Source organism: Streptomyces sp. NPDC101181, assembly GCF_044767975.1.
Lineage (GTDB): Bacteria > Actinomycetota > Actinomycetes > Streptomycetales > Streptomycetaceae > Streptomyces.
This window is the reverse complement of sequence record NZ_JBIWOX010000002.1, coordinates 310,480-335,415: the sequence shown is the minus strand read 5'-3', so window position 1 is coordinate 335,415 and position 24,936 is coordinate 310,480. Positions and strand designations below refer to the sequence as shown.

General features: G+C 73.1%; 24 protein-coding genes. 12 read left to right on the top strand and 12 right to left on the bottom strand.

The annotated features are described in order from the left end of the window. Positions 1–229: 229 nt before the first annotated feature. A complete protein-coding gene (locus ACIRRU_RS05145) occupies positions 230–985 on the top strand; it encodes an SIS domain-containing protein (protein WP_403676317.1) in 756 nt (251 codons plus the stop codon). Between the two features lie 145 nt (positions 986–1,130). Here ACIRRU_RS05145 and ACIRRU_RS05140 read toward each other — a convergent pair whose 3' ends face one another. Then, positions 1,131–2,303 (bottom strand): sensor histidine kinase, encoded by a 1,173-nt coding sequence (locus ACIRRU_RS05140; RefSeq protein WP_403676314.1) that lies wholly within the window; start codon positions 2,301–2,303, stop codon positions 1,131–1,133. Next, on the bottom strand, positions 2,300–2,983 hold the full coding sequence (locus ACIRRU_RS05135; protein WP_403676311.1) for a response regulator transcription factor: 684 nt from the start codon (positions 2,981–2,983) through the stop codon (positions 2,300–2,302). The genes ACIRRU_RS05140 and ACIRRU_RS05135 overlap by 4 nt, the downstream gene beginning before the upstream one ends. A 159-nt stretch (positions 2,984–3,142) precedes the next feature. Here ACIRRU_RS05135 and ACIRRU_RS05130 point away from each other — a divergent pair, with 159 nt between their 5' ends. The 4 genes from ACIRRU_RS05130 (at position 3,143) to ACIRRU_RS05115 (ending at position 6,880) form a co-directional block, all read left to right on the top strand. Then, complete coding sequence (locus ACIRRU_RS05130) at positions 3,143–3,655, top strand: hypothetical protein (RefSeq protein WP_403676308.1); 513 nt, start codon at positions 3,143–3,145, stop codon at positions 3,653–3,655. Beyond that, on the top strand, positions 3,652–4,713 hold the full coding sequence (locus ACIRRU_RS05125; RefSeq protein WP_403676305.1) for an efflux RND transporter periplasmic adaptor subunit: 1,062 nt from the start codon (positions 3,652–3,654) through the stop codon (positions 4,711–4,713). The genes ACIRRU_RS05130 and ACIRRU_RS05125 overlap by 4 nt, the downstream gene beginning before the upstream one ends. Positions 4,714–4,925: 212 nt before the next feature. Then, positions 4,926–5,675, top strand: a complete 750-nt coding sequence (locus ACIRRU_RS05120; RefSeq protein ID WP_403677007.1) for an ABC transporter ATP-binding protein — start codon at positions 4,926–4,928, stop codon at positions 5,673–5,675. Continuing rightward, the gene (locus tag ACIRRU_RS05115) at positions 5,672–6,880 is read left to right on the top strand and encodes an ABC transporter permease (protein ID WP_403676302.1); all 1,209 of its coding nucleotides are present in this window, start codon (positions 5,672–5,674) and stop codon (positions 6,878–6,880) included. The genes ACIRRU_RS05120 and ACIRRU_RS05115 overlap by 4 nt, the downstream gene beginning before the upstream one ends. Positions 6,881–7,115: 235 nt before the next feature. Here the strand turns inward: ACIRRU_RS05115 and ACIRRU_RS05110 are convergent, their stop codons facing one another. Beyond that, entirely contained in the window at positions 7,116–8,555 is a 1,440-nt protein-coding gene (locus tag ACIRRU_RS05110) for a PAS domain-containing protein (protein ID WP_403676299.1), read from the bottom strand. A gap of 489 nt (positions 8,556–9,044) precedes the next feature. Then, positions 9,045–9,770 carry a pyridoxamine 5'-phosphate oxidase gene (pdxH, locus tag ACIRRU_RS05105; protein ID WP_403677004.1) on the bottom strand — a complete coding sequence of 242 codons (726 nt, stop codon included), beginning with the start codon at positions 9,768–9,770 and terminating at the stop codon, positions 9,045–9,047. A 433-nt stretch (positions 9,771–10,203) separates the two neighbouring features. Between pdxH and ACIRRU_RS05100 the strand changes: the two genes are divergently transcribed. Both ACIRRU_RS05100 and ACIRRU_RS05095 read left to right on the top strand, forming a co-directional pair. Then, positions 10,204–11,313, top strand: coding sequence for a citrate synthase 2 (locus tag ACIRRU_RS05100; RefSeq protein ID WP_363200387.1), 1,110 nt, complete (start codon positions 10,204–10,206; stop codon positions 11,311–11,313). An 84-nt stretch (positions 11,314–11,397) separates the two neighbouring features. Then, the gene (locus tag ACIRRU_RS05095) at positions 11,398–11,949 is read left to right on the top strand and encodes a VOC family protein (protein ID WP_403676295.1); all 552 of its coding nucleotides are present in this window, start codon (positions 11,398–11,400) and stop codon (positions 11,947–11,949) included. Between the two features lie 146 nt (positions 11,950–12,095). Here the strand turns inward: ACIRRU_RS05095 and ACIRRU_RS05090 are convergent, their stop codons facing one another. After that, entirely contained in the window at positions 12,096–13,181 is a 1,086-nt protein-coding gene (locus ACIRRU_RS05090) for a methyltransferase domain-containing protein (RefSeq protein WP_403677001.1), read from the bottom strand. 5 nt (positions 13,182–13,186) lie between these two features. On the opposite strand from ACIRRU_RS05090, the gene ACIRRU_RS05085 reads away from it, so the two are divergent. Both ACIRRU_RS05085 and ACIRRU_RS05080 read left to right on the top strand, forming a co-directional pair. Next, positions 13,187–13,828 (top strand): hypothetical protein, encoded by a 642-nt coding sequence (locus ACIRRU_RS05085; RefSeq protein ID WP_403676292.1) that lies wholly within the window; start codon positions 13,187–13,189, stop codon positions 13,826–13,828. 133 nt (positions 13,829–13,961) lie between these two features. Further along, positions 13,962–14,276: a hypothetical protein gene (locus tag ACIRRU_RS05080; RefSeq protein WP_403676289.1), complete on the top strand. Its 315-nt coding sequence runs from the start codon at positions 13,962–13,964 to the stop codon at positions 14,274–14,276. A gap of 78 nt (positions 14,277–14,354) precedes the next feature. Here ACIRRU_RS05080 and ACIRRU_RS05075 read toward each other — a convergent pair whose 3' ends face one another. Continuing rightward, a complete protein-coding gene (locus tag ACIRRU_RS05075) occupies positions 14,355–15,002 on the bottom strand; it encodes an HAD family hydrolase (RefSeq protein WP_403676286.1) in 648 nt (215 codons plus the stop codon). 277 nt (positions 15,003–15,279) lie between these two features. On the opposite strand from ACIRRU_RS05075, the gene ACIRRU_RS05070 reads away from it, so the two are divergent. Further along, the gene (locus ACIRRU_RS05070; protein ID WP_403676283.1) at positions 15,280–15,879 is read left to right on the top strand and encodes an HD family hydrolase; all 600 of its coding nucleotides are present in this window, start codon (positions 15,280–15,282) and stop codon (positions 15,877–15,879) included. Between the two features lie 108 nt (positions 15,880–15,987). Here the strand turns inward: ACIRRU_RS05070 and ACIRRU_RS05065 are convergent, their stop codons facing one another. Next, complete coding sequence (locus tag ACIRRU_RS05065; RefSeq protein WP_403676280.1) at positions 15,988–16,437, bottom strand: hypothetical protein; 450 nt, start codon at positions 16,435–16,437, stop codon at positions 15,988–15,990. Between the two features lie 369 nt (positions 16,438–16,806). On the opposite strand from ACIRRU_RS05065, the gene ACIRRU_RS05060 reads away from it, so the two are divergent. Then, positions 16,807–18,024: a MarR family transcriptional regulator gene (locus ACIRRU_RS05060; RefSeq protein WP_403676277.1), complete on the top strand. Its 1,218-nt coding sequence runs from the start codon at positions 16,807–16,809 to the stop codon at positions 18,022–18,024. Positions 18,025–18,115: 91 nt separating this feature from the next. Then, the gene (locus ACIRRU_RS05055; protein WP_403676274.1) at positions 18,116–18,502 is read left to right on the top strand and encodes a DUF4440 domain-containing protein; all 387 of its coding nucleotides are present in this window, start codon (positions 18,116–18,118) and stop codon (positions 18,500–18,502) included. 45 nt (positions 18,503–18,547) lie between these two features. Here the strand turns inward: ACIRRU_RS05055 and ACIRRU_RS05050 are convergent, their stop codons facing one another. From ACIRRU_RS05050 to ACIRRU_RS05030, 5 genes are all read right to left on the bottom strand, one after another. After that, positions 18,548–19,165 (bottom strand): TetR/AcrR family transcriptional regulator, encoded by a 618-nt coding sequence (locus ACIRRU_RS05050; protein WP_403676271.1) that lies wholly within the window; start codon positions 19,163–19,165, stop codon positions 18,548–18,550. Next, positions 19,153–19,896 carry an enoyl-CoA hydratase family protein gene (locus tag ACIRRU_RS05045; protein WP_403676268.1) on the bottom strand — a complete coding sequence of 248 codons (744 nt, stop codon included), beginning with the start codon at positions 19,894–19,896 and terminating at the stop codon, positions 19,153–19,155. The genes ACIRRU_RS05050 and ACIRRU_RS05045 overlap by 13 nt, the downstream gene beginning before the upstream one ends. Further along, positions 19,893–21,485, bottom strand: coding sequence for a 4-coumarate--CoA ligase family protein (locus ACIRRU_RS05040; protein ID WP_403676265.1), 1,593 nt, complete (start codon positions 21,483–21,485; stop codon positions 19,893–19,895). Before ACIRRU_RS05040 ends, ACIRRU_RS05045 begins: the two co-directional genes overlap by 4 nt. A 158-nt stretch (positions 21,486–21,643) precedes the next feature. Next, positions 21,644–22,813 (bottom strand): acyl-CoA dehydrogenase family protein, encoded by a 1,170-nt coding sequence (locus ACIRRU_RS05035; protein WP_403676263.1) that lies wholly within the window; start codon positions 22,811–22,813, stop codon positions 21,644–21,646. Continuing rightward, positions 22,810–24,906 (bottom strand): biotin carboxylase N-terminal domain-containing protein, encoded by a 2,097-nt coding sequence (locus tag ACIRRU_RS05030; protein WP_403676260.1) that lies wholly within the window; start codon positions 24,904–24,906, stop codon positions 22,810–22,812. Before ACIRRU_RS05030 ends, ACIRRU_RS05035 begins: the two co-directional genes overlap by 4 nt. Positions 24,907–24,936 lie beyond the last annotated feature (30 nt).

The following is a 24,936-nucleotide window of genomic DNA, read 5'->3' as shown; positions in this document are numbered from 1 at the left end:
TGCCCCTCGATGCTGTGACTAGAAAACGTCGTGCGATGGCCCTGCACCAATTCTGACGCATAGCGACGACAACCGTGCCGCCCCGGTGGAAGACCGGTGGAAGACCCTGCGGACGGGGCCGCCGGGCGGTATTGACAGGCCACTGGTCCAGACCGCAACGTGATCGGCGGCACAGCTATTCCCACCCCGTGCGGCCCCCTCCCCCGCCCCCGCCGAAAGGGCTCCCCCGATGAGCGACAGCAAGCTGGCCGGCCAGTTCTTCGACGCGGCGATCGGCCTGCTCCAGCGGGTGCGCGACGAGGAGGCGGACTCCATCGCCGCCGCCGGCGCGGCCGTCGCCGACACCGTCGAGGCGGGCGGGCGGCTGTTCGCGTTCGGCGCGGGGCACTCCTCGCTCGCCGCCCAGGACGTCGTCTACCGGGCGGGCGGCCTGGCCCTGATGAACCTGCTCACCGTCCCCGGCGTCGTCGGCGTGGACGTCATGCCCGCCACCCTGGGCTCGGCCCTGGAGCGGGTGGACGGGCTCGCCTCGGCCGTCCTGGACACCAGCCCGGCCACCGCCGGGGACGTCCTCGTGATCATCTCGCTGTCCGGGCGCAACGCCCTGCCCGTGGAGATGGCGCAGAACGCCCGCGCGCTCGGGCTGAAGGTCATCGGCGTCACCTCCGTCGCGTACGCCGAGAACACCCGCTCCCGGCACGCCTCGGGCGGCTTCCTGCGAGACCACTGCGACATCGTCCTGGACAGCAAGATCGCGATCGGCGACGCGGAGCTGACCGCCCCCGGCATCGAGGCCCCCTTCGCCCCGGCCTCCACCGTGGTGACCAGCGCGATCATGCAGGCGATGCTGGCGGCCGCCGCCGAGCGGCTGGTCGAGCGGGGCGTCGAGCCGCCGCTGCTGCGCTCAGGGAACGTCGACGGCGGCCACGAGTGGAACGGCCGGGTGATGACGGAGTACCGGGACCGGATCTTCTACCGTCACTGAGACCCGGGCGGAGGCCGGGGCCGGAATGGCCGCCGGGGACGGCGGCGCCACCGGGGCCGGGATGCCCACCCGGGCGGAGGCCGGGGCAGGGATGCCCATCGGGGCCGGGGCCGGGATGTCCACCGGGCCGGGGGCGCGGCGGCCCTCACGGGGGTCCGTACGCCGGGAACGTGACCCGGGCCGTCAGGCCGCCGTCCGGGTTCGCCCGCGCGCTCACCGTGCCGCCGTGCGCGCGGGCGACCGAGGCGACGATGGACAGCCCGAGGCCCGCGCCCTCGCCGGGGGCGTGGCGGCGGGCCCGCGCGCGGCGGAAGGGCTCGAACAGCAGCGGCACGGTCGCCGGGTCGACGGCCGGTCCGGTGTTGGCGACCTCCAGCCCGTCCGGGCCGACCCGGACCCGTACGCTCCCGCCGGGGTGGTTGTGGCGCAGCGCGTTGGCGACCAGGTTGTGCGCGAGGTGGCCGAGCAGCACCGGATCCCCCTCGACGCTCACCGGCCGGGCGGCCACGTCGACGGTGACGGCCCGTTCGTCCGCCTCGGCCGTCAGCGCCTCGGTGACCGTGACGGCGACCGTGTCCAGGTCGACCCGCTCCCGCCGCCGCAGGCCCTCGTCGGAGACCGCGAGGAGCAGCAGGCCCTCGATGAGCTGTTCGCTGTCGGCGGCGGTGTCGATCAGCTTGTCCCGGATCCAGGCGACCTTCTCGGGCGGCGGGTCGTCGGCCAGGCCGATCTCGGCGGCGGCCCGCTGCACGGCGAGCGGGGTGCGCAGCTCGTGGGCGGCGTTGGCGGCGAACCGCTGCCGGGCGGCGACCAGCTCCTCGATCCGGTCGAGCATCCCGTCGAAGGTGTCGGCCAGCTCCTTCAGCTCACCGGGCGGGGCCTTCAGCGCGATCCGCTCGTGCAGGTTGGAGCCGGAGAGCCGCCGGGCGCGGGCGGTGATGACGCCGACCGGCCGCAGCACCCGGCCCGCCATCCACCAGGCGAGGGCGACGGAGAGCGCGGCGTAGCCGGCGAGGGAGACCCCGGAGACGGTGAGGAGCCTGCTGAGGGCGGCGTCCCCGGCGGCGGTGCTGAGCTTCTGGGCGACGGCGACCTGGCCGGGTTCGCGCAGCGCGGTCTGCCCCCAGTCGCCGGTGGGGAGCACCGGTCCGGCGGCCTCGTCCGTCGGGGAGGCCGGTACGGCGTCGGTGACGGCGGTGACGATGGCCACGTCCAGGCCCTCGCTGACCAGGACGTAGACGAGCCCCGTCAGCAGGGCCCCGGCCAGCATCAGGAGCCCGCCGTACAGGGCGGTGAGCCGGGTGCGCTCGCCGTTCACCGGGCGTCACCCGCCGGGGGCGTCGCCGTGATGCGGTACCCGGCGCCGGGAACGGTCTCGATGACCGGGGGGCCGCCCAGTTTGGCGCGGAGTTTGGAGAGGGTGACGCGGACGGCGTTGGTGCGGTAGCTGGTGTCCTCCTCCCACACCTCCTCGATCAGGTCGTCGCCGCTGACGACCGCCCCCTCGGCCCGCAGCAGGGTCTCCAGCACGGCGAACTCCTTACGGGACAGGGAGAGGAACCGGCCGTCGCGGCAGACCTGGCGGCGGGCGGTGTCCAGGGTGAGCCCGGCCCGCTCCAGGACGGGCGGGAGCGCGGGGCGCGCGCGGCGGCCGAGCGCCAGGACCCGGGCGAGGAGTTCGTCGTACGCGAACGGCTTGGTCAGGTAGTCGTCGGCGCCGATGCCCAGTCCCGCGACCCGGTCCCGTACGGTCCCCGAGGCGGTGAGCATCAGGATCCGGGTGAGCAGCCGCAGGCCGACGACCCTGCGGCACACCTCGTCGCCGTGCAGCCCCGGCAGGTCGCGGTCGAGGATCATCACGTCGTACGCGCCGAACCGCAGCCGCTCCAGGGCCGCGAGGCCGTCGGGGGCGATGTCCACGGCGACGGCGTCCCGGCGCAGCCCCTCGGCGATCATCCCCGCCAGGAATTCCTCGTCCTCCACCACCAGCACACGCATGGGCCCTGTGTATCCGAAAGCGGTGTTTCGCCGGTATAAGCACCGGCGCTGAGAGAAACGAAACGGCGTCCTCGCCCACGCTCGGGCTGTTCGCGGCGGGCCGGTCGGCACCGGCCCGCCCGCGACGGCCTGCCCGCTACGGACGAGGAGCCCGTGATCATGACCACCATCGCCCCCCGCAGCCTGATCCCCCGCGCCGCGGCCTGCCTGATCGCCGCCGCGCTCGCCCTGACGGCCACCGGCTGCACGGACGGCGGCGGGGGCGGGACGAAGAGCGACAACGCCGGTTCGACGACGAAGAAGACGGACGAGGACCAGGCGCTGGAGCACCGGAAGTGCCTGCGCGAGCAGGGGCTGAAGATCCCCGAGCCGAAGCCGGGCGAGAACGGCATCGGCTTCACCGTCGACAGCCTCGGCATGAGCAAGGACAAGATGGAGAAGGCGTTCAAGGCCTGCCAGGACAAGGCGGCGGGCGGCGGCCCCAAGGAGCTGACCCAGGCGGACAAGGACAAGATGCTCGCCTTCGCCCGGTGCATGCGGAAGAACGGCGTCGACATGCCCGACCCGAAGTTCGACGGCGGCGGCGCCATCGAGGCGATGCCCGCGCCCAAGGGCGACGAGCTGAAGAAGTTCGAGCGGGCGAACAAGGCGTGCGAAAGCTTCGCCCGATGAGGCGCGGCAGGGCCGTGGCGGCGGCGGTGGCGGTGCTCGCCGTGGCGGCGGGCACGGTCGCCGTCACCCAGCTCGGCCCCCGCGGCGAGGGCGGCGGCGACGCGAAGAACTCCGGGCTGCCCCCGGCGACGGCCCCGGTCGAGCGCGGCGATCTGCGCGACAGCGCGCAGGCGGACGGGACACTCGGCTTCGACCGGGAGCGTAAGGTCAACGCGGGCGCGGCGGGGACCGTGACCTGGACCCCGCGGACCGGCTCGACCGTGGAGCGGGACGAGCGGCTGTACGAGGTCGACGGCCGCGCGGTGCGGCTGATGTACGGCTCCGGGCCCATGTACCGGACGTTGAAGCCGGGGGACGAGGGCCGGGACGTGGAGCAGTTGGAGCGCAACCTCGCGGAGCTGGGCTACACGGGGTTCACCCCCGACGACGAGTACACCGAGCTGACCGCGGCGGCCGTCGAACGCTGGCAGAAGTCCCACGGCGTACGGCGCACCGGGACGGTGGGGCCGGGGGACGTCGCGTTCGCCCCGGGGAAGGTCCGCGTCAAGAGCGTCGGGGCGGCGGCGGGCGAACAGGCCCAGCCGGGCGCCCCGGTCCTGACCACGACCGGCGACGAACGCATCGTGACGTTCCAGCTCGACGTCGCCGAGAGCCAGTTGGCCAAGGCCGGCACCAAGGTCACCGTGGAGCTCCCGGACGGCACCACCGCCCCCGGGAAGGTCGCGTCGGTCGGCCGGACCGCGAAGCCGGGCGACGACCCGGCGGACGACAGCCCCAAGGTCACCCTGACCGTCTCGTTCGACGAGCCGGGCGACATCGGCGGCTTCGACCAGTCCCCGGTCACCGTGAACCTCACCGGCGAGACCCGCGAGGACGTCCTGACCGTCCCGGTCAACGCGCTGCTCGCCCTGCGCGGCGGCGGCTTCGGCCTCCAGGTCGTCCAGGGCGGCGCGGTCCGCGAGGTCAAGGTGGAGCTGGGGATGTTCGCCGAGGGCCGGGTCGAGGTGTCCGGCGGCGGGCTGCGCGCGGGGATGAAGGTCGGGGTGCCGAAGATATGAGCACCGGAGAGACGAACACCAACACCGAGCACCCGGACGGCACTTGGGGCACGGAGCGTACGGGGGACGGCGAGGACATCCGCGTCGCACAGGCCACCGCGTACACCGAGCAGGCCGAGGGCGCCGCGTTCGCCAAGCACGCCGAGGGCGCCGGGGACGGTGAGGGCGCCGCGTACACCGGGGGCATGCGGGGCACACGGGGCGCGTCGGCCATGGAAGGTGTCCGGACCGCTCCCGGGCCGCCGTCCCGCCCTCGTACGGTCGTCGCGCTGAGCGGCGTCACCAAGGAGTACCCGGGCCCGGTCGCCGCGTTGCGCGGGGTGGACCTGAGCGTCGAGGAGGGCGAACTCCTCGCCATCGTCGGCCCGTCCGGCTCGGGCAAGTCGACGCTGCTGCACATCGTCGGCACCCTGGACCGCCCCACCGCCGGGTCCGTCCACATCGCGGGCCACGACGTGGCGGCCCTGACGGACCGCCGCCTCTCCGCGCTGCGCGCCCAGCACGTGGGCTTCGTCTTCCAGGCGTTCCACCTGGCCCCCGGCGTCAGCGCCCGCGACAACGTGGCGGAGGGCCTCCTCTACTCCGGGCTCCCCCGCTCCGTACGCCGCCGCAAGGCCGCCGAGGCCCTGGACCGGGTCGGTCTCGCGGACCGCCTGGACCACAAGCCGCACCAGCTGTCCGGCGGCCAGAAACAGCGGGTCGCCATCGCCCGCGCGGTGGTCGGCGAACCCGCGCTGCTGCTGGCGGACGAGCCGACCGGGGCGCTGGACTCGGCGTCCGGTGAGGCGGTGATGGGCCTGTTGCGCGACCTCAACCGGGAGGGAGCGACGATCGCGGTCATCACCCACGACACGGAGATCGCCCAGGGGCTGCCGCGCGAGGTGCGGATCCGGGACGGCCGGGTGGTGGCGGACGTACGCCACGGGGCGCTCGCGGCGACGAGGGCGGGGGCACAGCGGTGAGCCGCACCGGGCGCACGGCGCTGAGGGCGGCCCGGCTCGGCCCCCGGGACGTGCTGCACGTCGGCTCGGCCGGTCTGCGCAGCCGCCCGATGCGGGTGGTCCTCTCCGCCCTGGGCATCGCCATCGGCATCGCCACGATGATCTCGGTGGTCGGGATCTCCGCCTCCAGCCAGGCCCAACTCCTGCGCGAGCTGGACAAGTTGGGCACCAACCTGCTGGTGGCCTCACCCGGCGAGTCGATGTTCGCGGGGGAGGACGTGAAGCTGCCGGAGGAGTCGGTCGGGATGGTGGGCCGGATCAAGGGCGTCCAGGACGTGGGCGCGACGGCCGACCTGGACGCGACCGTACGCCGCAGCGAGAAGGTCGACAAGGACGACACGGGCGGCATCGCGGTCAAGGCGACCACCGGAGACCTGCTGCGGGTGCTGCGCGGCGAGGTCCGCAGCGGTGGCTGGCTCAACGCCGCGAACGGGCGCTACCCGTCCGTCGTGCTGGGCCATGTCGCGGCGGAGCGCCTCGGCGTGACGGCCCCCGGCGGGCAGGTGTGGATCGACGACCGCTACTTCACGGTGATCGGGGTCCTCGAACCGCTGCCGCTCGCCCCGGAGATCGAACGCGCCGCGCTGGTCGGCTGGGAGGGCGCGAAGCGGCTGCTGCGCTTCGACGGCCACCCGACGTCGGTGTACGAGCGCTCGGCGGACGCGGCGGTGGGCGACGTACGCGAGGTGATGGCGGCGACGGTCGATCCGCGCAACCCGCAGAACGTCACGGTGACCGACCCGTCGTCGGCGCTGCGCGCGAAGGCGGCGACCGAGGGGGCGTTCAGCAGTCTGCTGCTGGGCCTGGGCGGCATCGCCCTGCTCGTCGGCGGCGTCGGCGTCGCCAACACCATGATCATCTCGGTGCTCGAACGCCGCTACGAGATCGGACTGCGCCGCTCCCTGGGGGCGACGCGGGGCCAGATCCGGGTCCAGTTCGTGACGGAGTCGCTGATGCTGTCCGGCCTCGGCGGCCTGGCGGGCGTGGCGCTGGGCGCGGTGGCGACGGGGGTGTACGCCCAGTCCGGCGGGCTGCCCTGGGTGGTCCCGCCCTGGGCGGTCGGCGGGGGCTTCGGCGCGACGCTGGTGATCGGCACGGTGGCGGGCCTGTACCCGGCGGTACGGGCGTCCCGGCTCTCCCCGACGCTGGCGCTGCACGCGGCGTGAGACCGGTCCCCCGCCGGGGCCTCGGCCCCCCGGGCGCAGGCGCCGCACGCGACCTGCGGGCAGGTCCTCCCCCGGGCCCCGGCGCCGCACGCGGCCTGCGGGCCTGGCCCCAGGGTCCCCGGCCCCGGGGGCTGCGCGCGGCCTGCGGGCAAGCCCTCCCCCGGGCCCCCCGGCCTCCGGCCCCGGCGCCGCACGCGGCCTGCGGGCGTGGCGCCCCAGGTCCCCCGCTGCGGGCTCACTCCCCCCGGGTCACCGTCGCCAGGTCGACCGCGCCCGCGACCCGGGCCGCCACCGTCTCCGCGTACACCGTGTCCTGGCGTTCGAAAGCGGCCCGGTTCGCCGTGCGCAGGAACGTCAGGACGCCGAGGGTCCGCCCCCGGCTCCGGAGCACCGCGCACAGGGCGTGCGCCGCGTCCTCGGGCCAGCGCCGCTCGGTCGCCCAGTCGGCCGGGCGACAGGCTCCGGCGGCGGCGCCCGTCCGCACGGTGCCGGTGCGCTCTATGGACTGGAGGGCCGGGTGGCCTGGGGCGTACCGGACCGGGACGGAGCCGCCGGAGACCGGGAGGCAGGGGCCGGGCGCGTCGAAGGGGGTGGCGGCCGCGCGGACCAGGCGCTCGCCCGCCACCAGGTCGACCAGGACGTGGTCGGCGAACCCGGCCAGGGCGAAGTCCAGCAGGGAGGTCGCCGCCTCCATCGGGTCCTCGCACTCGCAGGCCGTACGGGCGGCCCGGTGCAGCTGGTTCGTCCGGAACCGCAGCCGGTCGGCCTCCTGCCGGGCCAGCTTGGCGGCGGTGACGTCCTGGAACATCCACCCCACCCCGAGCGGAACCGGTTCCTCCGCCAGGGGTGAGGCCAGCCGGAGAAACCCGCTGCGCCAGCACCGCCGCCGTTCGCCCTCCGCCGTCCGCAGGGTCACCCACAGCTCGGCCGGGGCGTCCGGCACGCCCTCGGCGAGCGCGTGGTGCAGCGCGGCCTCCAACTCCTCGGCCCCCTGGACCAGCAGCTCCCCGAGCGGACGTCCGAGCAGGGTGGTGCGGCTGCCGCCGAGCGCGCGGGAGGCGTAGGCGTTGACGACGGTCGGGCGCAGGTCGACGTCGACGAGGACGACGCCCCAGGACGCGTCCTCCAGCAGCGCCTCGCTCAGCGCGATGGCCCGTTCCAGGTCGATCCGGGCGTGCACCTCGCTGAACGCGCAGTACACCCCGGCCGGCTTCCCGTCCGCGCCGCGCACTCCGGCGGACTGGGTGCGCACCAGCACCCGGCCGCCATCCTTGCGCAGCAGCGCGAACTCGTGCACCTGGCGCCCGTCCGCGCCCATGGCCGACATCAGCCGAGCCTGCACCTCGTCGGCGTCGGCGCGCCGCACCGCCCAGCCCGCGAACCCCGTACGCCCCACGGCCTCCCGCGCCGACCAGCCGAGGACGCGTTCGGCCTCGCGGTTCCAGTGGGTGACGGTGCCGTCCGCGTCGAAGGCGCAGAGCGCGGCGTCCATGCCGTCGAGCAGAGCGGCCAGCAGCTCGGACCCGTCGGACGCGGCACCCGGGACGCCCGCACCGGGAGCCGGTACGTCAGGGAGCACCGGACCGCCCGGCGGCGGACCGCCCGGGGTCCCGCCGCCGGGATCCTCGTCCGGCCCGAGCTCGTCCGTGGCTCCGCCGCTCCTGGACGCACCCACTCCGGACCCCCCGCAGAACATGTCGGCTCGTCTTCCCGGCGCGCCGTCTTCCCGATGTGCCGTCTTCGCGACGCGCCTTCGTCCCTGCGCGCCCGTCTCTCCGACGCGGCTGTTCGCCTGCTCGTCGCCGTGCGTATCGCCGCACGTCAGACCATTCAACTCGAACGTGACCCAGGACACATCCACTTCGCCCGAATCTTTTGCCCCGGACCGGCGAACAAATCGGTTGAACCGCGCTCCGGGGTGCTCGTAGGCTGTGGGTACACAGGAAAGGAGGTGTTCCGGAAGTGATTTCTCTTCGGACTCGTGAGGTGGCTGCGGGCTGACGCCCGTCGTCGCACTCTTTCTGCAGTGCAGGCCGGTCGCCGGCCAATTCCCAGCAGTCACCGACCCGCAGGCTCGCCGGTAAGTCCGGCCGGCTCCTTCGTGCACGGAGGAACCAGAGCCTGCGGGTTTCTGCGTTGTCCGGCCCCTCTGGCCCCTCCGGCCTTACGGGCAGAGCCGTTCGACACGCCAAGCGGCATCCGGCGCCGGGTGCGCCACCGGGTTCGCCGCCCGCTCCGAAGCCGGGTTCGCGGCCGGATCCGAAGCCGGGCCCGCAGCCGGATCCGCGGCCGCGGCCGCCTCCCGTACGTAGCGCAGCCGGTCGTGCAGCCGGTTCTCGTGCCCCTGCCAGAACTCGATGGTCTCCGGAACCACCCGGAAGCCGCCCCAGTTCGGCGGGGCCGGGACCTTCTCGCCCTCGGGGTAGCGCGCGGCCAGTTCCTCGTAGCGGGTGATCAGCTCCTCGCGGGAGGGGACCACGGTGGACTGGGCACTGGCCCACGCGCCGAGCTGGGAGCCGTGCGGGCGGGTGCGGAAGTAGCCGACGGTCTCCTCGCGGGAGACCCGGGCGGCGGTGCCGGTGACGATGACCTGGCGGGCCATCGGGTGCCAGGGGAAGAGCAGCGACACGTACGGGTTCGCGGCCAGCTCGCGGCCCTTGCGGGAGTCGTAGTTCGTGAAGAAGACGAAGCCCCGGGAGTCGTACTGCTTCAGCAGCACGGTGCGCGAGGACGGGCGGCCGTCCGGGGTGGCGGTGGAGACGACCATCGCGTTGGGTTCGTGCAGCACCCCGTCGACGGCGACCTGGCGGAACCAGCGGGCGAACTGTTCCATGGGGTCGGCACTGAGGTCCCGTTCGGTGAAGTCCTCGGTGCGGTACTGCTCGCGCATGGCGGCCGGATCGACGGGCAGGTCCCCGGGGCCGTCCCCGCGGGGACTCGGCTGATCCGGCTGGTCCGGTGCGGGCACAGCGTGATCCGGGCGCGGCACGGAGTGATCTGAGGTGGGCACGGGCCCATCCTGCCGCAGCGGCCGAGTGTGCCCGGCGCCGCGGGGCCGTAACCACGCCCCGCCGAAATGCGGAACTGTGCCGGATGTCACGCTTCCCCGCATCGGAGGAACCCGCCAATATCTTGGGGCAGGCACCTGTGGGCTCCGCACAGCCCAGCCGCCGCGCACGCCCCACCGCGCACCACGCACCGTTTGACGTTCGTCGTTCGTCGTTGGCCGTTCCTGGCACAGCGTCCATCGCTCGTCCCGCACCGCCATCGCGCACCGCCCATCGCCCATCGCCCATCGCCCACCGAACTGAGGGAGCCGCCTGATGTCCGACTTCGTACCCGGTCTTGAGGGAGTCGTCGCGTTCGAAACGGAGATCGCCGAACCGGACAAGGAAGGCGGTTCGCTCCGCTACCGCGGGGTCGACATCGAGGATCTGGTCGGTCACGTCTCCTTCGGCAACGTGTGGGGGCTGCTGGTGGACGGGGCGTTCAACCCCGGCCTGCCGCCCGCCGAGCCGTTCCCGATCCCCGTGCACTCCGGTGACATCCGGGTGGACGTACAGTCCGCGCTGGCGATGCTGGCCCCCGTCTGGGGCCTGAAACCGCTGCTGGACATCGACGAGGCGACCGCCCGGGACGACCTGGCGCGGGCCGCGGTGATGGCCCTGTCCTACGTCGCCCAGTCGGCGCGCGGCCAGGGGCTGCCGATGGTGCCGCAGAGCGAGATCGACAAGGCGCACTCGGTGGTCGAGCGGTTCATGATCCGCTGGCGCGGCGAGCCGGACCCCAAGCACGTCAAGGCGGTCGACGCGTACTGGACGTCGGCGGCGGAGCACGGCATGAACGCCTCCACCTTCACGGCCCGGGTCATCGCCTCGACGGGCGCGGACGTGGCGGCGGCCCTGTCCGGCGCGGTCGGCGCGATGTCGGGCCCGCTGCACGGCGGCGCCCCGTCCCGGGTCCTCGGCATGATCGAGGAGATCGAGCGTACGGGCGACGCCACGGCGTACGTGAAGGGCGCCCTGGACCGGGGCGAGCGCCTGATGGGCTTCGGCCACCGCGTCTACCGCGCCGAGGACCCGCGCGCCCGCGTCCTGCGCCGCACGGCCCGCGAGCTGGCCGCGCCGCGCTTCGAGGTGGCGGAGGCGCTGGAGAAGGCGGCCCTGGAGGAGCTGCACAACCGCCGCCCGGACCGGGTCCTGGCGACGAACGTGGAGTTCTGGGCGGCGATCGTGCTGGACTTCGCGGAGGTCCCGGCGCACATGTTCACGTCGATGTTCACGTGTGCCCGTACGGCGGGCTGGTCGGCGCACATCCTGGAGCAGAAGCGCACGGGCCGCCTGGTACGCCCGTCCGCGACGTACGTGGGCCCGGGGTCGCGGAACCCGGACGAGATCGGGGGGTACGCCGAGATCGGCGACATCGCGGGCTGACCCGGCCCGGTGCTGCCCGAGGTCGGTGAACGTGCCGGTACGGGGTAGTCGTACCGGCACATCTCCGAGCTGAGGAGGCCCACAGTGAGCACGCCCCGCCCGTCCCTGACCCTGTCCAGCACGGTGATCGACGCCCCCGACGCGGCCCGGCTGGCGGACTTCTACCGCCGTCTCCTCGGGTGGGAGCCGGTGCAGGAGGAGCCCGACTGGGTGAAACTGCTCCCGCCGGGCGGCGGCTCCGGCCTGAGCTTCCAGACCGCGAAGCCGTACGAGCCCCCGGTCTGGCCCGCCCCGGTCACCTCCTCCGGCGAGCAGCTGATGATGCTGCACCTGGACTTCGAGGTGACGGACCTGGAGGCGGGCGTGGCCCACGCGGTGGCGGAGGGCGCGACCCCGGCGGAGTTCCAGCCGCAGCGCGACGTCCGGGTGCTGTTCGACCCGGCGGGCCACCCGTTCTGCCTGTTCGTCCGCGACCAGGTCCCGGGCGAGGAGCCGCCGATCAGCCCGGAGTGGGTGGCGGAACAGGCCCGGGACATCAGGACGCAGGACACCCTGGCGGCCGAGGCCGCGACCCCGGACCGCCGCGAGGCGGCGGGCACCGGGGAGCCGGGGGCCGGGGAAGGCGTTCCGGCATAGCCGAGGCTTCCGGCACAGCCGAGGCCGAGCCGCCCGCCCCCGCCGACGGGGCCGCACCCCTGCTGGACCACCAGCGGGCCGAGGTCACGGTCACGGCGGCGGGGCGGGTGGGCGCCTGAGTTGGCGCACGGGGCGTACCGGCCTCCCTACCGTCTCCCGGCCGCGATCACAGCACCCGGTTCCCGCAGCCACACGTGCTGGCCCCGGTCGTCCACGGTCAGCCCGAACTGGTCTGCGTCGGGTCGGCCCGCCACCTCGTACTCCCACCAGACCTGCTCGATCTCCTCCCACAGGAGCCCCGGCCCGTACTGCCACACCTCCTCCCCCGTGGCCGTGGTGGCGGCAGCCCCGTCCTCCCGGGTCACCCACACCCGGGTGCCGTCGTCGGTGGTCTGGTGGACGAGGCGCACGCCGGGCAACCGGGCCCCGGCGAACAGAGCGAACCCCAGGTCGAGGAGCCGGTCGGGGTCCAGACCGGCGGCTCGGGACCGCCCCTTCCCCCTGACCTCGTGGAGGTCGGGCAGACGGTGGGAACGCATCGGCATGTAGGTGGCCCCGCCGCGGAACGGCCCCACCGCGGTGCCGTCGTCCTGAACCCGAAGCCGGACCAGGGCCCCGGACCAGAACTCCCGGGCGAGCGGCGCCACGAGGACACCACCGGGCCGTACCTGCCGCAGCAGCGCGTACGGAACGTACCGGAGGGCGCAGGTGGCGATCAGCCGGTCCACCGGTCCGAGACCAGGCCAGGGCTGTTCGCCGTCCCCGACCCGCAGATGCGGCCGGTACCCGGCCTGAGCCAGCGCCTCGGCCGCCCGCCGGGCGATGCCGTCGTCCACCTCGACGCTGTGCACCTGGTCGTCCCCGAGCCGCTCGCAGAGCAGCGCGGCGACATACCCGGTGCCGGTGCCGATCTCCAACACCCTTTGACCGTCGTGGACATTGAGGAGCCCGAGCATGCGCGCGACCATGGAGGGCATCGAATTCGACGAAGTCGCCAGCCCCGGCCCTCCCTCGTGCCCGTCGTCCAGCTGCGTGACGACCGGCTCGTCGCTGTTGACCAGGGTCAGCCACGCGTCGGTCCCCTCGACCGGCACACACCGGTCGGGCAATTGACGCCAAACAGCGGCCGGGACGAACAGACTCCGCGGCACAGCCTCGAACACCCCCCGCCATCGGGCATCCAGCAGCCCCCGGTCGGCAAGGTCCTGGACCAGGTCCGGGTAGGTGGGGATGTGCTGTGCTGCTGGGTGTGGGATACGGGCGTTTCGTGCGTGACATGCAGGCGGAGTTCGGATTCAAGGGCGACAACCCGCAACCCGTGATTGCGCAGGTGCCCGGCCAGTTTTTGCAGCTCGGTGGCGTTCATGCCGTGACGGTCTCAACTGGCCGGGCCGCAGGGGATATGACGACCTATGACACCGAGTGGATCATGAGGACGGTCACGATCACCGGCACGCGCCGGTCAGGTCACAAGACTCCTGCCGAATACGCCGACCTGTTGGAGCACTACCTCGGCCCTTTCACCCAGGGTGCTCACTTCTACATCGGCGGCGCAACGGGTATCGACTCGCTCGCCCTGCTCTGGCTCGCCGACCGGACGTCGGCGGCCATCACGATCGTCGCGCCCGGCACCCTGGGCCGGCAGCCGGCCGAGGCACAGGAGGCCGTCGCCCTTCCGAGGGGCCGCATCAAGGAAGTTGTAGAGCTCGGGGCAACGGAACTCAACGCCTCGGCCTACCACGCCCGTAACCGGTGGATGGTCGACCGTACGTCGATGACCATCGGCTTCCCTCACGCCACGGAGCCGTCGACCGGGACGTGGCAGACGATCGATTACACCACCGAGCAGCGAAAGCCACGACTGATCGTCCCGGTATAGCCACGCACCGCCACGGACTGCGCGACCCTGGCGATATGGGCGACCGAAACGCGGGGCGGCGATGCTGGGCCTACGCGGTGACGACCCCTCAGGCAGTACGTTCTCGGCGGGACACCTGCGTGGGTTCGAGGGGGTGTGCGAACTGTACGTCGGTAATCCTTCGATCGCGCACGACCGGTTCGCCGTCTCGGCGGCCGCTCTGACCGCTCCCCGGGAGCAGGTACAACGCACGATCGTGAGAACTGATCAGGCCCTTGCCCGCATCAGGATGGGGGATCCCCGGTCGGCTGCCGAGCTACTGCACGAGTGCGTGCTCGCGGCGGTGGCGACAGGTGGTCGCGTACCCGCGATTCGTCTGGGCCGAGCTCGGGTCGAGCTGCGGCCCTGGCGCCGGGAAGACTTCGTGGCCGACCTGGACGATCACTTGATGGACGCGCTGGGGGCATGACGGTGAGCGGACATCAGCGCACTCGCACGGCGCAGGTAGCGGTAGCGGGTAGCGGGTAGCGAACCGTCTGCTCGTCTCCTACCGTCCCTGTTTCCCGGCGAGAGTGGTGAGCTCCAGGAGCGATTGGATCACCCAGTCGGCAGTTGCGCGTACGCGGTCGTCATCGCCCCAGAGGCGCCCCCAGGGGCCCCGGCGGACGTGCGCGGTGCGGAGTCCGGCTCCGGCGGCGGGGAACGTGTCGTTCGCGGGATGATCGCCGACGTACACGGTGTCCTTCGCGGGGGCACCGGACGCCTCCAGGACCCTCGCGAAGAACTCCGACGACGGCTTGGCACAGCCCCACTCCTCGGAGGTCACCACGAGATCGGCGGGCAGACCGAGAGCCCGGAGCAATTCACCTGCGCGCACTGTCTGGTTACCCGCGACAACGACGCGCATCCCGAGTTCTCGCAGCTCGGCGAGTGCGGGACGGACGTCCTCGTACAGGTCGGTTTCATCAAGGTACTCGCCTCGTCCGGCTGCCTCACGTGCGGCGTATTCAGCGGAAATGTCGATGTCCGGCTTCACAAGCTTCAGCGCTTCGGAGTTGTCGAGTCCCTGAGCGGTGACGGCACCGACAAGAGCGGACAGGGTGTGTCGGGGCGTGCCGAGCCAGTCGGCCCAGGATCCCCAGTAGCGGTCGTCGCGGACGAGGGTCTCACCGATATCGAACACGAACGTCTTCACACATCGAGCCTATGGCGACCCTTGACCGTCGGGAAGTCCTCCCGATCAGAGGCTGAATCCGACTGGACGGGGAGACGCAGGCCTGCCTTCCCCCCTTCGGTGGGCCGACGAACGAGCCAGGCCACCGGCCCGGGAGGGCTGTGCGGGACCGGAAGCGAACGACGCGCGGCTGTTCCCTGCGATGTTGGACTGCCAGGAGCTGTCGGTGCGGGTGCGCCCGGGGCTGGAAAGCATTCGGTAGGCGATCCGCCTCGCCGAGGCGTGAGAGGAGAGGGCCGTGACGGACGACCTGACGGTGGTGGGCCGCTTCCTGTATGAGGCGGGCACGCTCAAGCAGGCGCGGCGTACCGGGTGGTGGATGGCTGGGGTACGCGACCCCGAGAGCGTCGCCGAGCATTCATGGCGTACCGCTCTGATCGCCACGGTCATCGCGAAACTCGAAGGCGCCGACCCCGCACGTGCCGCCTTTCTCGCCGTCTGGCACGACACGCAGGAGAGCCGCACCGGGGACGTGAACCACCTCGGCAGGAAGTACGCGCCCGCCGGCGATCCCCAGGAGGTCACCGCCGACCAGACGGCGGGCATGTCCGAGGTGCTGGCCTCGGCGGTGCGTGAACTGGTCGCCGAGTACGAGGCCAAGGAGTCGCCGGAGGCGGTCTGCGCCCGTGACGCGGACAAGCTGGAGTGCCTGCTCCAGGGAGTCGAGTACCGGGCCCAGGGCTACGAGAACGCCCAGCGCTGGATCGACAACAGCCGAGCCCGCCTCGTCACCGCGACCGCGAACCGGCTGGCCGACGAAATCCTCGCGCAGGGGCCCCTCGACTGGCTGCGCACCGCCATGGGGGAGGGTGAGGGAGACAGCGCGAAGCAGGCTTGAGCGGCGAGGAAGGCTCCGGGGGTACGGGAGTAGGGGCGGAGCTGCGCCGCGCGGGCGCGGTGCGATGACGCCACCCAGGTTCGGGGACGCCACACAGGTTCGGGGACGTCACCCGGGTTCGGGGCGGGAGGCGGTCGGTTCGTCCCGCCCGTACGGCACCACCACGATCTGCACCTCGTCCTCGTAGACGACCCGCCCCGGGTCCGCGGACCACAGCTCGCGGCAGTCCACACCATGGGTCGACAGGATCTCCAGATAGCCGTGGACGCGAGCGAGAAGGTGCGTGGCCGACGGCTTGAACCAGGCTGCCGCGCCGGGGTTGACCTCGTCGTCGTAGACGTCGGGCGCGACGGTCGACGGGTCGGTGTACACGGCGTCGTACCACCTGTTGTGGTGCCGCCGGAAGGTCTCCTCGGCCGCCGAGAGCCTGCCTTCCCTCGCCAGGTTGTTGACGAGACCGAAGACCCCGGTGAAATGGCCCCGGTTGTTCCGGTTGGGCGACTGGAACCGTACGTACTGGACCGGAGGTGCTTCGCTGCCGCCATCCGTCGTCTCCATCCGGGCATCCTCCCATCAGCCGGGGCCCGACTCCCATGTTTCGGGGTCCGAGCGCCGAGTGTGCCTACTCACTCTTTAGGGGGCATCTCGCCGCGCCCCCGGCCGAAACCCGAGTTTCGGGATGCGGGCGTCGAGACGCGGGACCCGGGATTCGAGACCCTTTCTTTAACCGGCTGGTAGAAAAGCGGGGTTGGGGAAACCGCCCTCCCTCCCCGACCCGTAACGGCCAGCAAGTATGACTATTCGCGGCAGCTTGCGGCGCGCTGTCGCCACTGCTTACGGTGCGAGAACTAAGCGACCCCGACGCGGTGCGACAACACCAGGCCGGGGTCTGACCGCAAGATCGCCACACACAGAAAGAACGATCCCGTGGCTACCCAGCACCTTAGCTCTGCCCTGCGCACCCCCGCATCCCTGTCCGTGTGCCCCATGGCCAACCCCGGTTACGGGAAGCGCTCCGCCCCGGAGCAACTTCCGCTCCACAGCGATACTTTCGCCCTTCTCCCCGTCCGCGAGCGGTCCATCGCCGGGTTCATCGACCGCCTCCCCGAAGGCGCGGCGATGAGCGTCAAGCAGCTCGCCAAGCAGTTACCCCTCTACGGCCAACAGGCCGTGTCCACCTCCCTCAAAGCCCTCTCCGTGGCCGGGCATCTGCGGCGCGTACGGTGTTCGGTCGTCGGCGCGGGTGACGAGACTCGCTGGGTCTTCCGTACCTTCTGGTCGCGCACGGCCCGCGACAACGCGTGGTGGAACGCCTACCTGGCCGACGAGAAGACCGCGCGGGCCGCCCCCGACCTCGCCACATCGGCAACGCTCGCCCCTGATAACGGCATTGACACCGAGGTCGACGTCGGCATCAACCCCGACACCGTCGGCTCTCACCGGGGCGCGGTCGAGCGGCCGTCCCCCGTCGCGGACAGGGGGTGCGAAGCGCCACCGAGCGCCGCCTCTCCGGTCCACGCTCCGGCTCCGGATGCGGTCCACGCTCCGGCTCCCTCGGCCGGCGCAGTCCCGGTCCACACCCCGGCTGGCGCTCCTGCCCACTCCCCGGCCCCCTCGTCCGTATCCGTACACCGTGAGCGCGCCCTCGACGCCGGGCCGCGGGACCGGGTCACCGCCGCGCCCGTGACCGACTCCCCCGCCTACCTCGCCCTGGCCCAACTCGGCCGCAGGGACCACCGGCTGACGCTGTCCGCGGACGACTGCGCCGCCCTCGCGCCCCAGGCCGCGGAATGGCTCGACCGTGGGGTGAACACCGACTACCTGGTCGCCGCCCTCACCGCGGGACTCCCGGCCCACGTCGACTGTCCTTCCCGCTTCGTCCGCCGCCGCCTCACCGACAAAATCCCACCCCGCCTGCCCACCACCCCGAACACCGCACCCAGCGCTCCGGCCCCGGCCCGCCGCATCCTCATGGAATGCACCGGCTGCGGACGTCCCGGCCGGCCCGAAGCCCTCCCCGACGGTCTCTGCCGCCCCTGCCACACCACCCTCTCCACGAACCACCGGTCCCCGGCGGAACCCTCCGAGATCGCCGACGTCAGAGCTCACATGGCCAACCTCCGCGACCTGCTCAGGGCCCCGTGAAACCTGGTCCGTCGGTCCACCTGGGCTGATGGGGGGGCGGGCCGAAGCAAATGGGGGTGCGCGGCCCTGCTGCCTCAGCGACCATGACCCGATGAGCCAGGAAAACACGGACGTGAACGCGGCGATCAACGCCGAACTCCGCTTGCTGGAACCCGCCGTCCGCTCCTCCCGCTCCTCGGCCCAGCAGCTCCTCGATCCGGAGTTCACCGAGATCGGGGCTTCGGGGCGGCGATGGACGTACGAGGAGATGCTCGACGCCCTGCCCGGCCTGGACGGCGGCGACGGCGACAGGCCGCGCGTCGAGGCGTCCGGCATGACCGGGACCGTTCTGGCACCGGGGGTCGTGCACCTCACGTACGAGACGCTCGCCGGAGGGCGGCGGACCCGGCGCAGTTCGTTGTGGCGCAAGCGCACCGGGGAGCCGGGTGCTACCTGGCGGCTGTACTACCACCAGGGCACGCCCGTCCCCGACGCGTGAGGCTCGGCCCGAGCCCGGGAGTACGGAACGAGGGCGGCAGCGCCCTTACCTCGCGGGCCCCAGCCCCTCCTCCACCAGCGTCGCCCACTGCGCCACCACCCGCGCCCGGCGGGCCGTGTCGTCGGTGAGGAGGTTGGCCAGGCCCAGGCCGCGGGCCATGTCCAGCAGGCCCTGGACCGTTTCGCGGGTGCCGGGGCGGGACTCGTCCGCGCGCAGGAGTTCGACGGCGATGCGGTGGGTCTCGCGGCCCACCCGCGCCTCCAGTTCCGTGACGCGCGGGCGTAGTTGGGCCTCGTTGGAGGCGGCTACCCACAGGTGGAGGGCGGCCCGGAACAGCGGGCCCGTGTAGAGGTCGACCAGGGCCGCCACCACCGCGGCGCGGCCCTGGACGGGGAGCGCGCGCAGGGCGGCCGAGCGTTCTTCGGCCACGTACTCCACCGCCCCGGTGAACAGGTCCTCGCGGGTCGGGAAGTGGTGCTGGGCCGCGCCCCGGGAGACCCCGGCCCGTTCGGCGACGACGGAGACCGTGGAGCCCGCCCAGCCGTGTTCGGCCAGGCAGGCCACCGCCGCCTCCAGGAGTCGCTGCCTCGTCGCCCGGCTGCGGTCCTGCTTGGGCGCGTGGGCGGGTTGTTTCGCCGTGCTGGAAGAGGTCACCGCACCCATGCCGGGTCCCGTCGTTCGAGGAAGGCCGTCATCCCCTCCCTCGCCTCGTCGGAGGCGAACAGCGCGGCTGAGCGGGCGATGAGGTCTTCGGCGTACTGGTCGAAGCTCCTGAGCACCGTAGCCGTCAGCAGTTCCTTCGACGCGGCCAGCCCCTGCGGTGACGCCCGGCGCAGGCCCTCCAGGACGGGGGCGAGGGCCTGGTCCACCGCGTCCCGGTCCCCGGCGGCCACCGTGACCAGGCCGATCCTCGCCGCCTCCGCCGCGTCGAACCGCTCCCCCGTGAGGTAGTAGCGGTGCGCGGCCGTACGGTCCAGGCGCGGCAGCAGCGTGAGGGAGACGACCGCCGGGGCCAGGCCCAGGCGCGCCTCGGTCAGGGCGAACGTCGACGTCCCGCCCGCCACCGCGATGTCGCACGCCCCCAGCAGGCCCAGGCCGCCCGCCCGGACGTGGCCCTCCACCCGGGCCACCACCGGTTTCGGCAGCGCCACCATCTCCCGCATCAGCGCGACGAACGCCTCCGGGTCCGGCGGCGCCGTCAGGTCCGCCCCGGCGCAGAACGTCGTCCCGCTGTGGGTCAGGACGACGGCCCTGACGGTGTCGTCCTCGGCACAGGCCGCCAGCGCCTCACGCACCTCGCCCACCAGCGCGGCCGACAGCGCGTTGCGGTTCGCCGGGGAGTCCAGGGTCACGGTCGCGACGCCCCGCTCCCGCGTACGTAGGGTCAGGGTCACGTCTCCTCGGTCCTCTCCGCCTTCTCCCGGTCGCGCAGCTCGCGCCGGAGGATCTTGCCCGACGCCGCCCGGGGCACCGCCGCGACGAACTCGGCCCGCCGCACCTTCTTGTAGGGGGCGACCCGTTCGGCGACGTACGCCATGACGTCGTCCTCGCTCAGCGTCCCGCCCGCCGCGCCGCGCACCACGAAGGCCTTCGGGATCTCGTTGCCCTCCGCGTCGTACACCCCGATGACCGCCGCGTCCGCCACCTGCTCGTGCGTCAGCAGCAGGGCCTCCAGCTCGGCGGGGGCGACCTGGTAGCCCTTGTACTTGATCAGCTCCTTGACCCGGTCGACGACGTACAGCCAGCCGTCCTCGTCCGCGCGGCCGACGTCCCCCGTGTGCACCCAGCCCTCCGCGTCGATCATCGCGGCCGTGGCGTCCGGGCGGCCCAGGTAGCCCTTCATGACCTGGGGCCCCCGGATCAGGATCTCGCCCTCCGTGCCCGGCTCCACGTCCTGCGCCGGGTCCTCCAGGGACACGATCCGCATCTCGGTGTTCGGCAGCAGCTTGCCGACCGTGCCCGGCGGCGGCTGCTCCTCGGAGAGCGGCACCACGTGCGTACCGGGCGACAGCTCCGTCATCCCGTACGCCTGCCGCACCGGCGGCACCCCGAGCCGGGCCGAACACGCGGCGGCCAGCTCGGCGTCCAGCGGGGCCGCCGCGCTGACGATGTACTGGAGCGAGGACAGGTCGTACTCCCCCACCAGCGGATGCTTGGCCAGCGCCAGGACGATCGGCGGCGCCACGTACAGGCCGGTGATCCGGTGGGTCTGAATGGCCGTCAGGAACTGTGCCAGGTCGAAGCGCGGCAGCACGACGACCGTGGCGCCGCAGCGCAGCGGGGCGTTCATGAGCGCGGTCAGACCGTAGATGTGGAAGAACGGCAGCACCGCCAGGACGCGTTCCTCCCCGGTCATGGGGACGAGTGGGCGCAACTGCTCCAGGTTGGTGGCGATCGAGCGGTGGGTGAGCATGACGCCCTTGGGCGTGCCGGTCGTGCCGGAGCTGTACGGGAGGGCCGCCACGTCCTGACCGGGGTCGATGACGATCTCCGGCGCGGGGGCGGTGGACGCCAGCATGTCCAGGATCGAGGTGTGGCCCTCGGCCTGGTCGCAGACGTAGATCTCCCGTACGCCGCCGGTGAGTTCGGCCGCCCGCCGGGCCGTCTCCAGCAGCGGGGAGACCGTCACGATCCAGCGCGCCCGGCTGTCGGCGAGCTGCTTGGCGAACTCCTCGGCCGTGGCGAGCGGGTGGACCGTGGTGACGGACGCCCCGGCGCGCGTGGCGCCGTAGAAGACCGCCGGGTAGGCGATGGTGTTCGGGCTGTGCAGGGCGAGTACGTCGCCCTGGCGCAGTCCGGCCTCCGCGAGCGCGGCGGCGATGCGCCGGTGGAAGCCGTCGAGCTGGGCGTACGTGAGGGAGTTGCCGTTCGTCCCGTCGATCAGGGCGAGGGTGTCACCGAGTCGCGCGGCCTCGCCGAGCGCCGCTTCGTGGATGGGCAGGTCCAGGGCCGGTACGTCTGCGTACTCACTGCGGAACACCATGGCGGTCCCCTGTCGTCGCGGCGTTCCGCGTCGCCCGGGAGGCGGCGCGGGACGCCGTGCGGGTGTGGAGAGTCAGAATCGCCCCTGTGGGGAGGGGATGGGGAGAGGTCGGACACCCCTGGTAGGACTTGGGCAGGCCTGGCAGGACTTGGGCAGGCCTAGTAGGACTTGGGCAGGCCGAGCGTCTGGTGGGAGACGTAGTTCAGGATCATCTCCCGGCTCACCGGGGCGATCCGGGCCACCCGGGACGCGGTGATCAGGGACGCGAGCCCGTACTCACGGGTCAGCCCGTTGCCGCCGAGGGTGTGCACGGCCTGGTCCACCGCCTTCACGCACGCCTCGCCCGCCGCGTACTTCGCCATGTTGGCCGCCTCACCGGCTCCGGTGTCGTCGCCCTCGTCGTAGAGCCGGGCGGCCTTCTGCATCATCAGGCGCGCCAGCTCCAGGTCGATGTGGGCGGTGGCGAGCGGGTGCGCGATGGCCTGGTGGGCGCCGATGGGCTCCTTCCACACCTGCCGGGCACGGGCGTACTCGACGGCCCTGCCGAGGGCGAAGCGGCCCATCCCGATACCGAAGGCGGCCGTCATGATCCGCTCGGGGTTCAGCCCGGCGAAGAGCTGGAGCAGACCCGCGTCCTCGTCGCCGACCAGGGCGTCGGCGGGCAGCCGCACGTCGTCCAGGACCAGTTCGAACTGCTTCTCCGGGGCGTGGAGTTCCATGTCGATCCGGTTCCGTCCGAAGCCCGGGGCGTCGCGCGGGACGATGAACAGGCACGGCTTCAGCTTCCCGGAGCGGGCGTCCTCGGTGCGGCCCACGATCAGGGTGGCGTCGGCTATGTCGACGCCGGACACGAACACCTTGCGTCCGCTCAGGACCCAGCCGTCGCCGTCCCGGCGGGCGGTGGTGGTGATCCGGTGCGCGTTGGACCCGGCGTCCGGCTCGGTGATGCCGAAGGCCATGGTGAGGCCGCCGTCGGCGAGGCCCGGCAGCCACGTCCGCTTCTGGTCCTCCGTGCCGAAGCGGGCGATCACCGTGCCGCAGATCGCGGGGGACACGATCATCATCAGGAGCGGCGAACCGGCCGCCCCCAACTCCTCCAGCACGATGGACAGTTCCGCCATGCCGCCGCCTCCGCCGCCGTACGCCTCGGGGAGGTTCACGCCGAGGTAGCCGAGCTTCGCGGCCTCCGCCCACAGCTCGCGGGTGTGGGACCCCTCGCGGATGACGGTGGTCATGTAGTCGCGTCCGTAGCGCTTGCCGAGGGCGGCGACGGCCGCGCGCAGCGCCTGGTGCTCTTCGGTTTCGAGGACGGTGCGTGCGGTGCTCATGCGGTCTCCTCAGGTTCGGGGGCGCCGGCGGCGCGTTCCTGGACTACGGCGAGCAGGGCGCCGACCTCGACCTGGTGGCCGGGGACGGCGTGCAGAGCGGTGAGCGTGCCGGAAGCGGGGGCGAGGACGCGGTGTTCCATCTTCATCGCCTCCAGCCAGACCAGCGGCTGCCCCGCCGCCACGGTGGCCCCGGCGGCCAGGCCCTCCGCGAGCCGGACGACGGTGCCGGGCATGGGGGCGAGCAGCGAGCCGGGCTCGGTCTGGGTCGCGGGGTCGGTGAAGCGGGGCAGGGCGGTGAAGGTCCAGGAGCCCCGGGCTGTGTCCACATGGACCCGGTCGCCGTACCTCGCGACCGCGAAGTCCCGTGTCACACCGTCGATGTCGAGGGTCACCTGGTGCGGGGCGGCGGACACGACCCGGACGCCGGAGGCCTCGTACGGTTCCGGGGTGCCGGTGCGCGGGGTCCGGTAGGCGACCTCGTACTCCGCGCCGTCCGGCTCGCTGCGGTAGCGCTTGACCTGGGGCTGCGAGGGGAGGTTGCGCCAAGCCCCGAAGCGGACGGGGACGGGACGGTGCGCGGGTGTGGGCGCGGGACCGGGTGCGGCGGGGCCGGGGGACGCGGTGGTGGCGGTAAGACCGGTGGGTGCGGTGGTGCCGGTGGGTGCGGTGGTGCCGGTGCGTGGGGCGGTGGCGCGTACGGCGTCCGCCAGAGCGGCGGCGAGGGCGGCCGTGGCGACGAGGGCGGGGGCGTCGGCTCCCGGGGCGGTCACGTCGGCCAGGTGGCGGTCGTAGAAGCCGGTGTCGAGGCGGGCGGCGGTGAAGTCCGGGTGGTGCAGGGACCGTACGAGCAGGTCGCGGTTGGTGACCGGGCCGTGGACGCGGGCGCGCTCCAGGGCGCGCGCCAGCAGCCGGACGGCTTCGGGGCGGGTGGGGGCGTGGGCGATGACCTTGGCCAGCATCGGGTCGTAGTGGACGCCGATGGTGTCGCCGCCCGCGTAACCGGTGTCCAGGCGCAGACCGGGCCCCCGCGGGACCTCCAGCGCGTGCAGCACGCCCGTCTGGGGCTGCCAGTCGCGTGCGGGGTCCTCGGCGTAGAGGCGGGCCTCGACCGCGTGGCCGGACGCGGGCGGAGGCCCGGGGGCGGGCAGCGGCTCGCCCTCCGCCACGCGGAGTTGCAGCGCGACCAGGTCCACGCCGAACACCGCTTCCGTGACCGGGTGTTCGACCTGGAGCCGGGTGTTCATCTCCAGGAAGTACGGACGGCCGTCGGCGGAGAGCAGGAACTCCACGGTTCCCGCGCCCCGGTAGCCGACCGCACGGGCGGCCGCCACCGCCGCCTCGTGGAGCCGGGTGCGCAGCGCCTCGTCCAGGCCGGGGGCGGGGGCCTCCTCGATGACCTTCTGGTGGCGGCGCTGGAGCGAACAGTCCCGGGTGCCGAGCGCCCACACGGTGTCGTGGTCGTCGGCCATGACCTGGACCTCGACGTGCCGCCCGCGCTCCACGTACGGCTCCGCGAACACCTCGCCGTCCCCGAACGCGGACGCGGCCTCGGTGGTGGCTGCCAGCAACTCGGCCGGGAGCGCGTCGAGTTCCCGGACGATCCGCATTCCCCGGCCGCCCCCGCCGGACGCCGCCTTCAGTAGCAGCGGTAGATCGTCCGGGGTCGCCGCGGCCGGGTCCACGGGGTCCAGCAGCGGCACCCCGGCCCCGGCCATCAGCTCCTTGGCCCGGGTCTTGGACGCCATCAGCTCGATGGCCTTCACTGGCGGGCCGACCCACACCAGACCCGCGTCCCGCACGGCGGCGGCCAAGGCCGCGTTCTCGGAGAGGAAGCCGTAGCCGGGGTGCACGGCGTCCGCCCCGGCGGCCAGCGCGGCGGACACGACGAGGTCGCCGCGCAGATAGGTGTCGGCGGGGGCGGAACCCGGCAGCCGGACGGCGAGGTCGGCCGTGCGGACGTGCAGGGCGTCGGCGTCCGCGTCGGAGTACACGGCGACCGTGGTGATGCCCAGGTCACGGCAGGTGCGGAAGATCCGGCAGGCGATCTCGCCCCGGTTGGCGACGAGCAGGGTGGTGATCACGTCTCTCCTCATGGGCCGCACGTGCGGGTCAGGTCCGGAAGG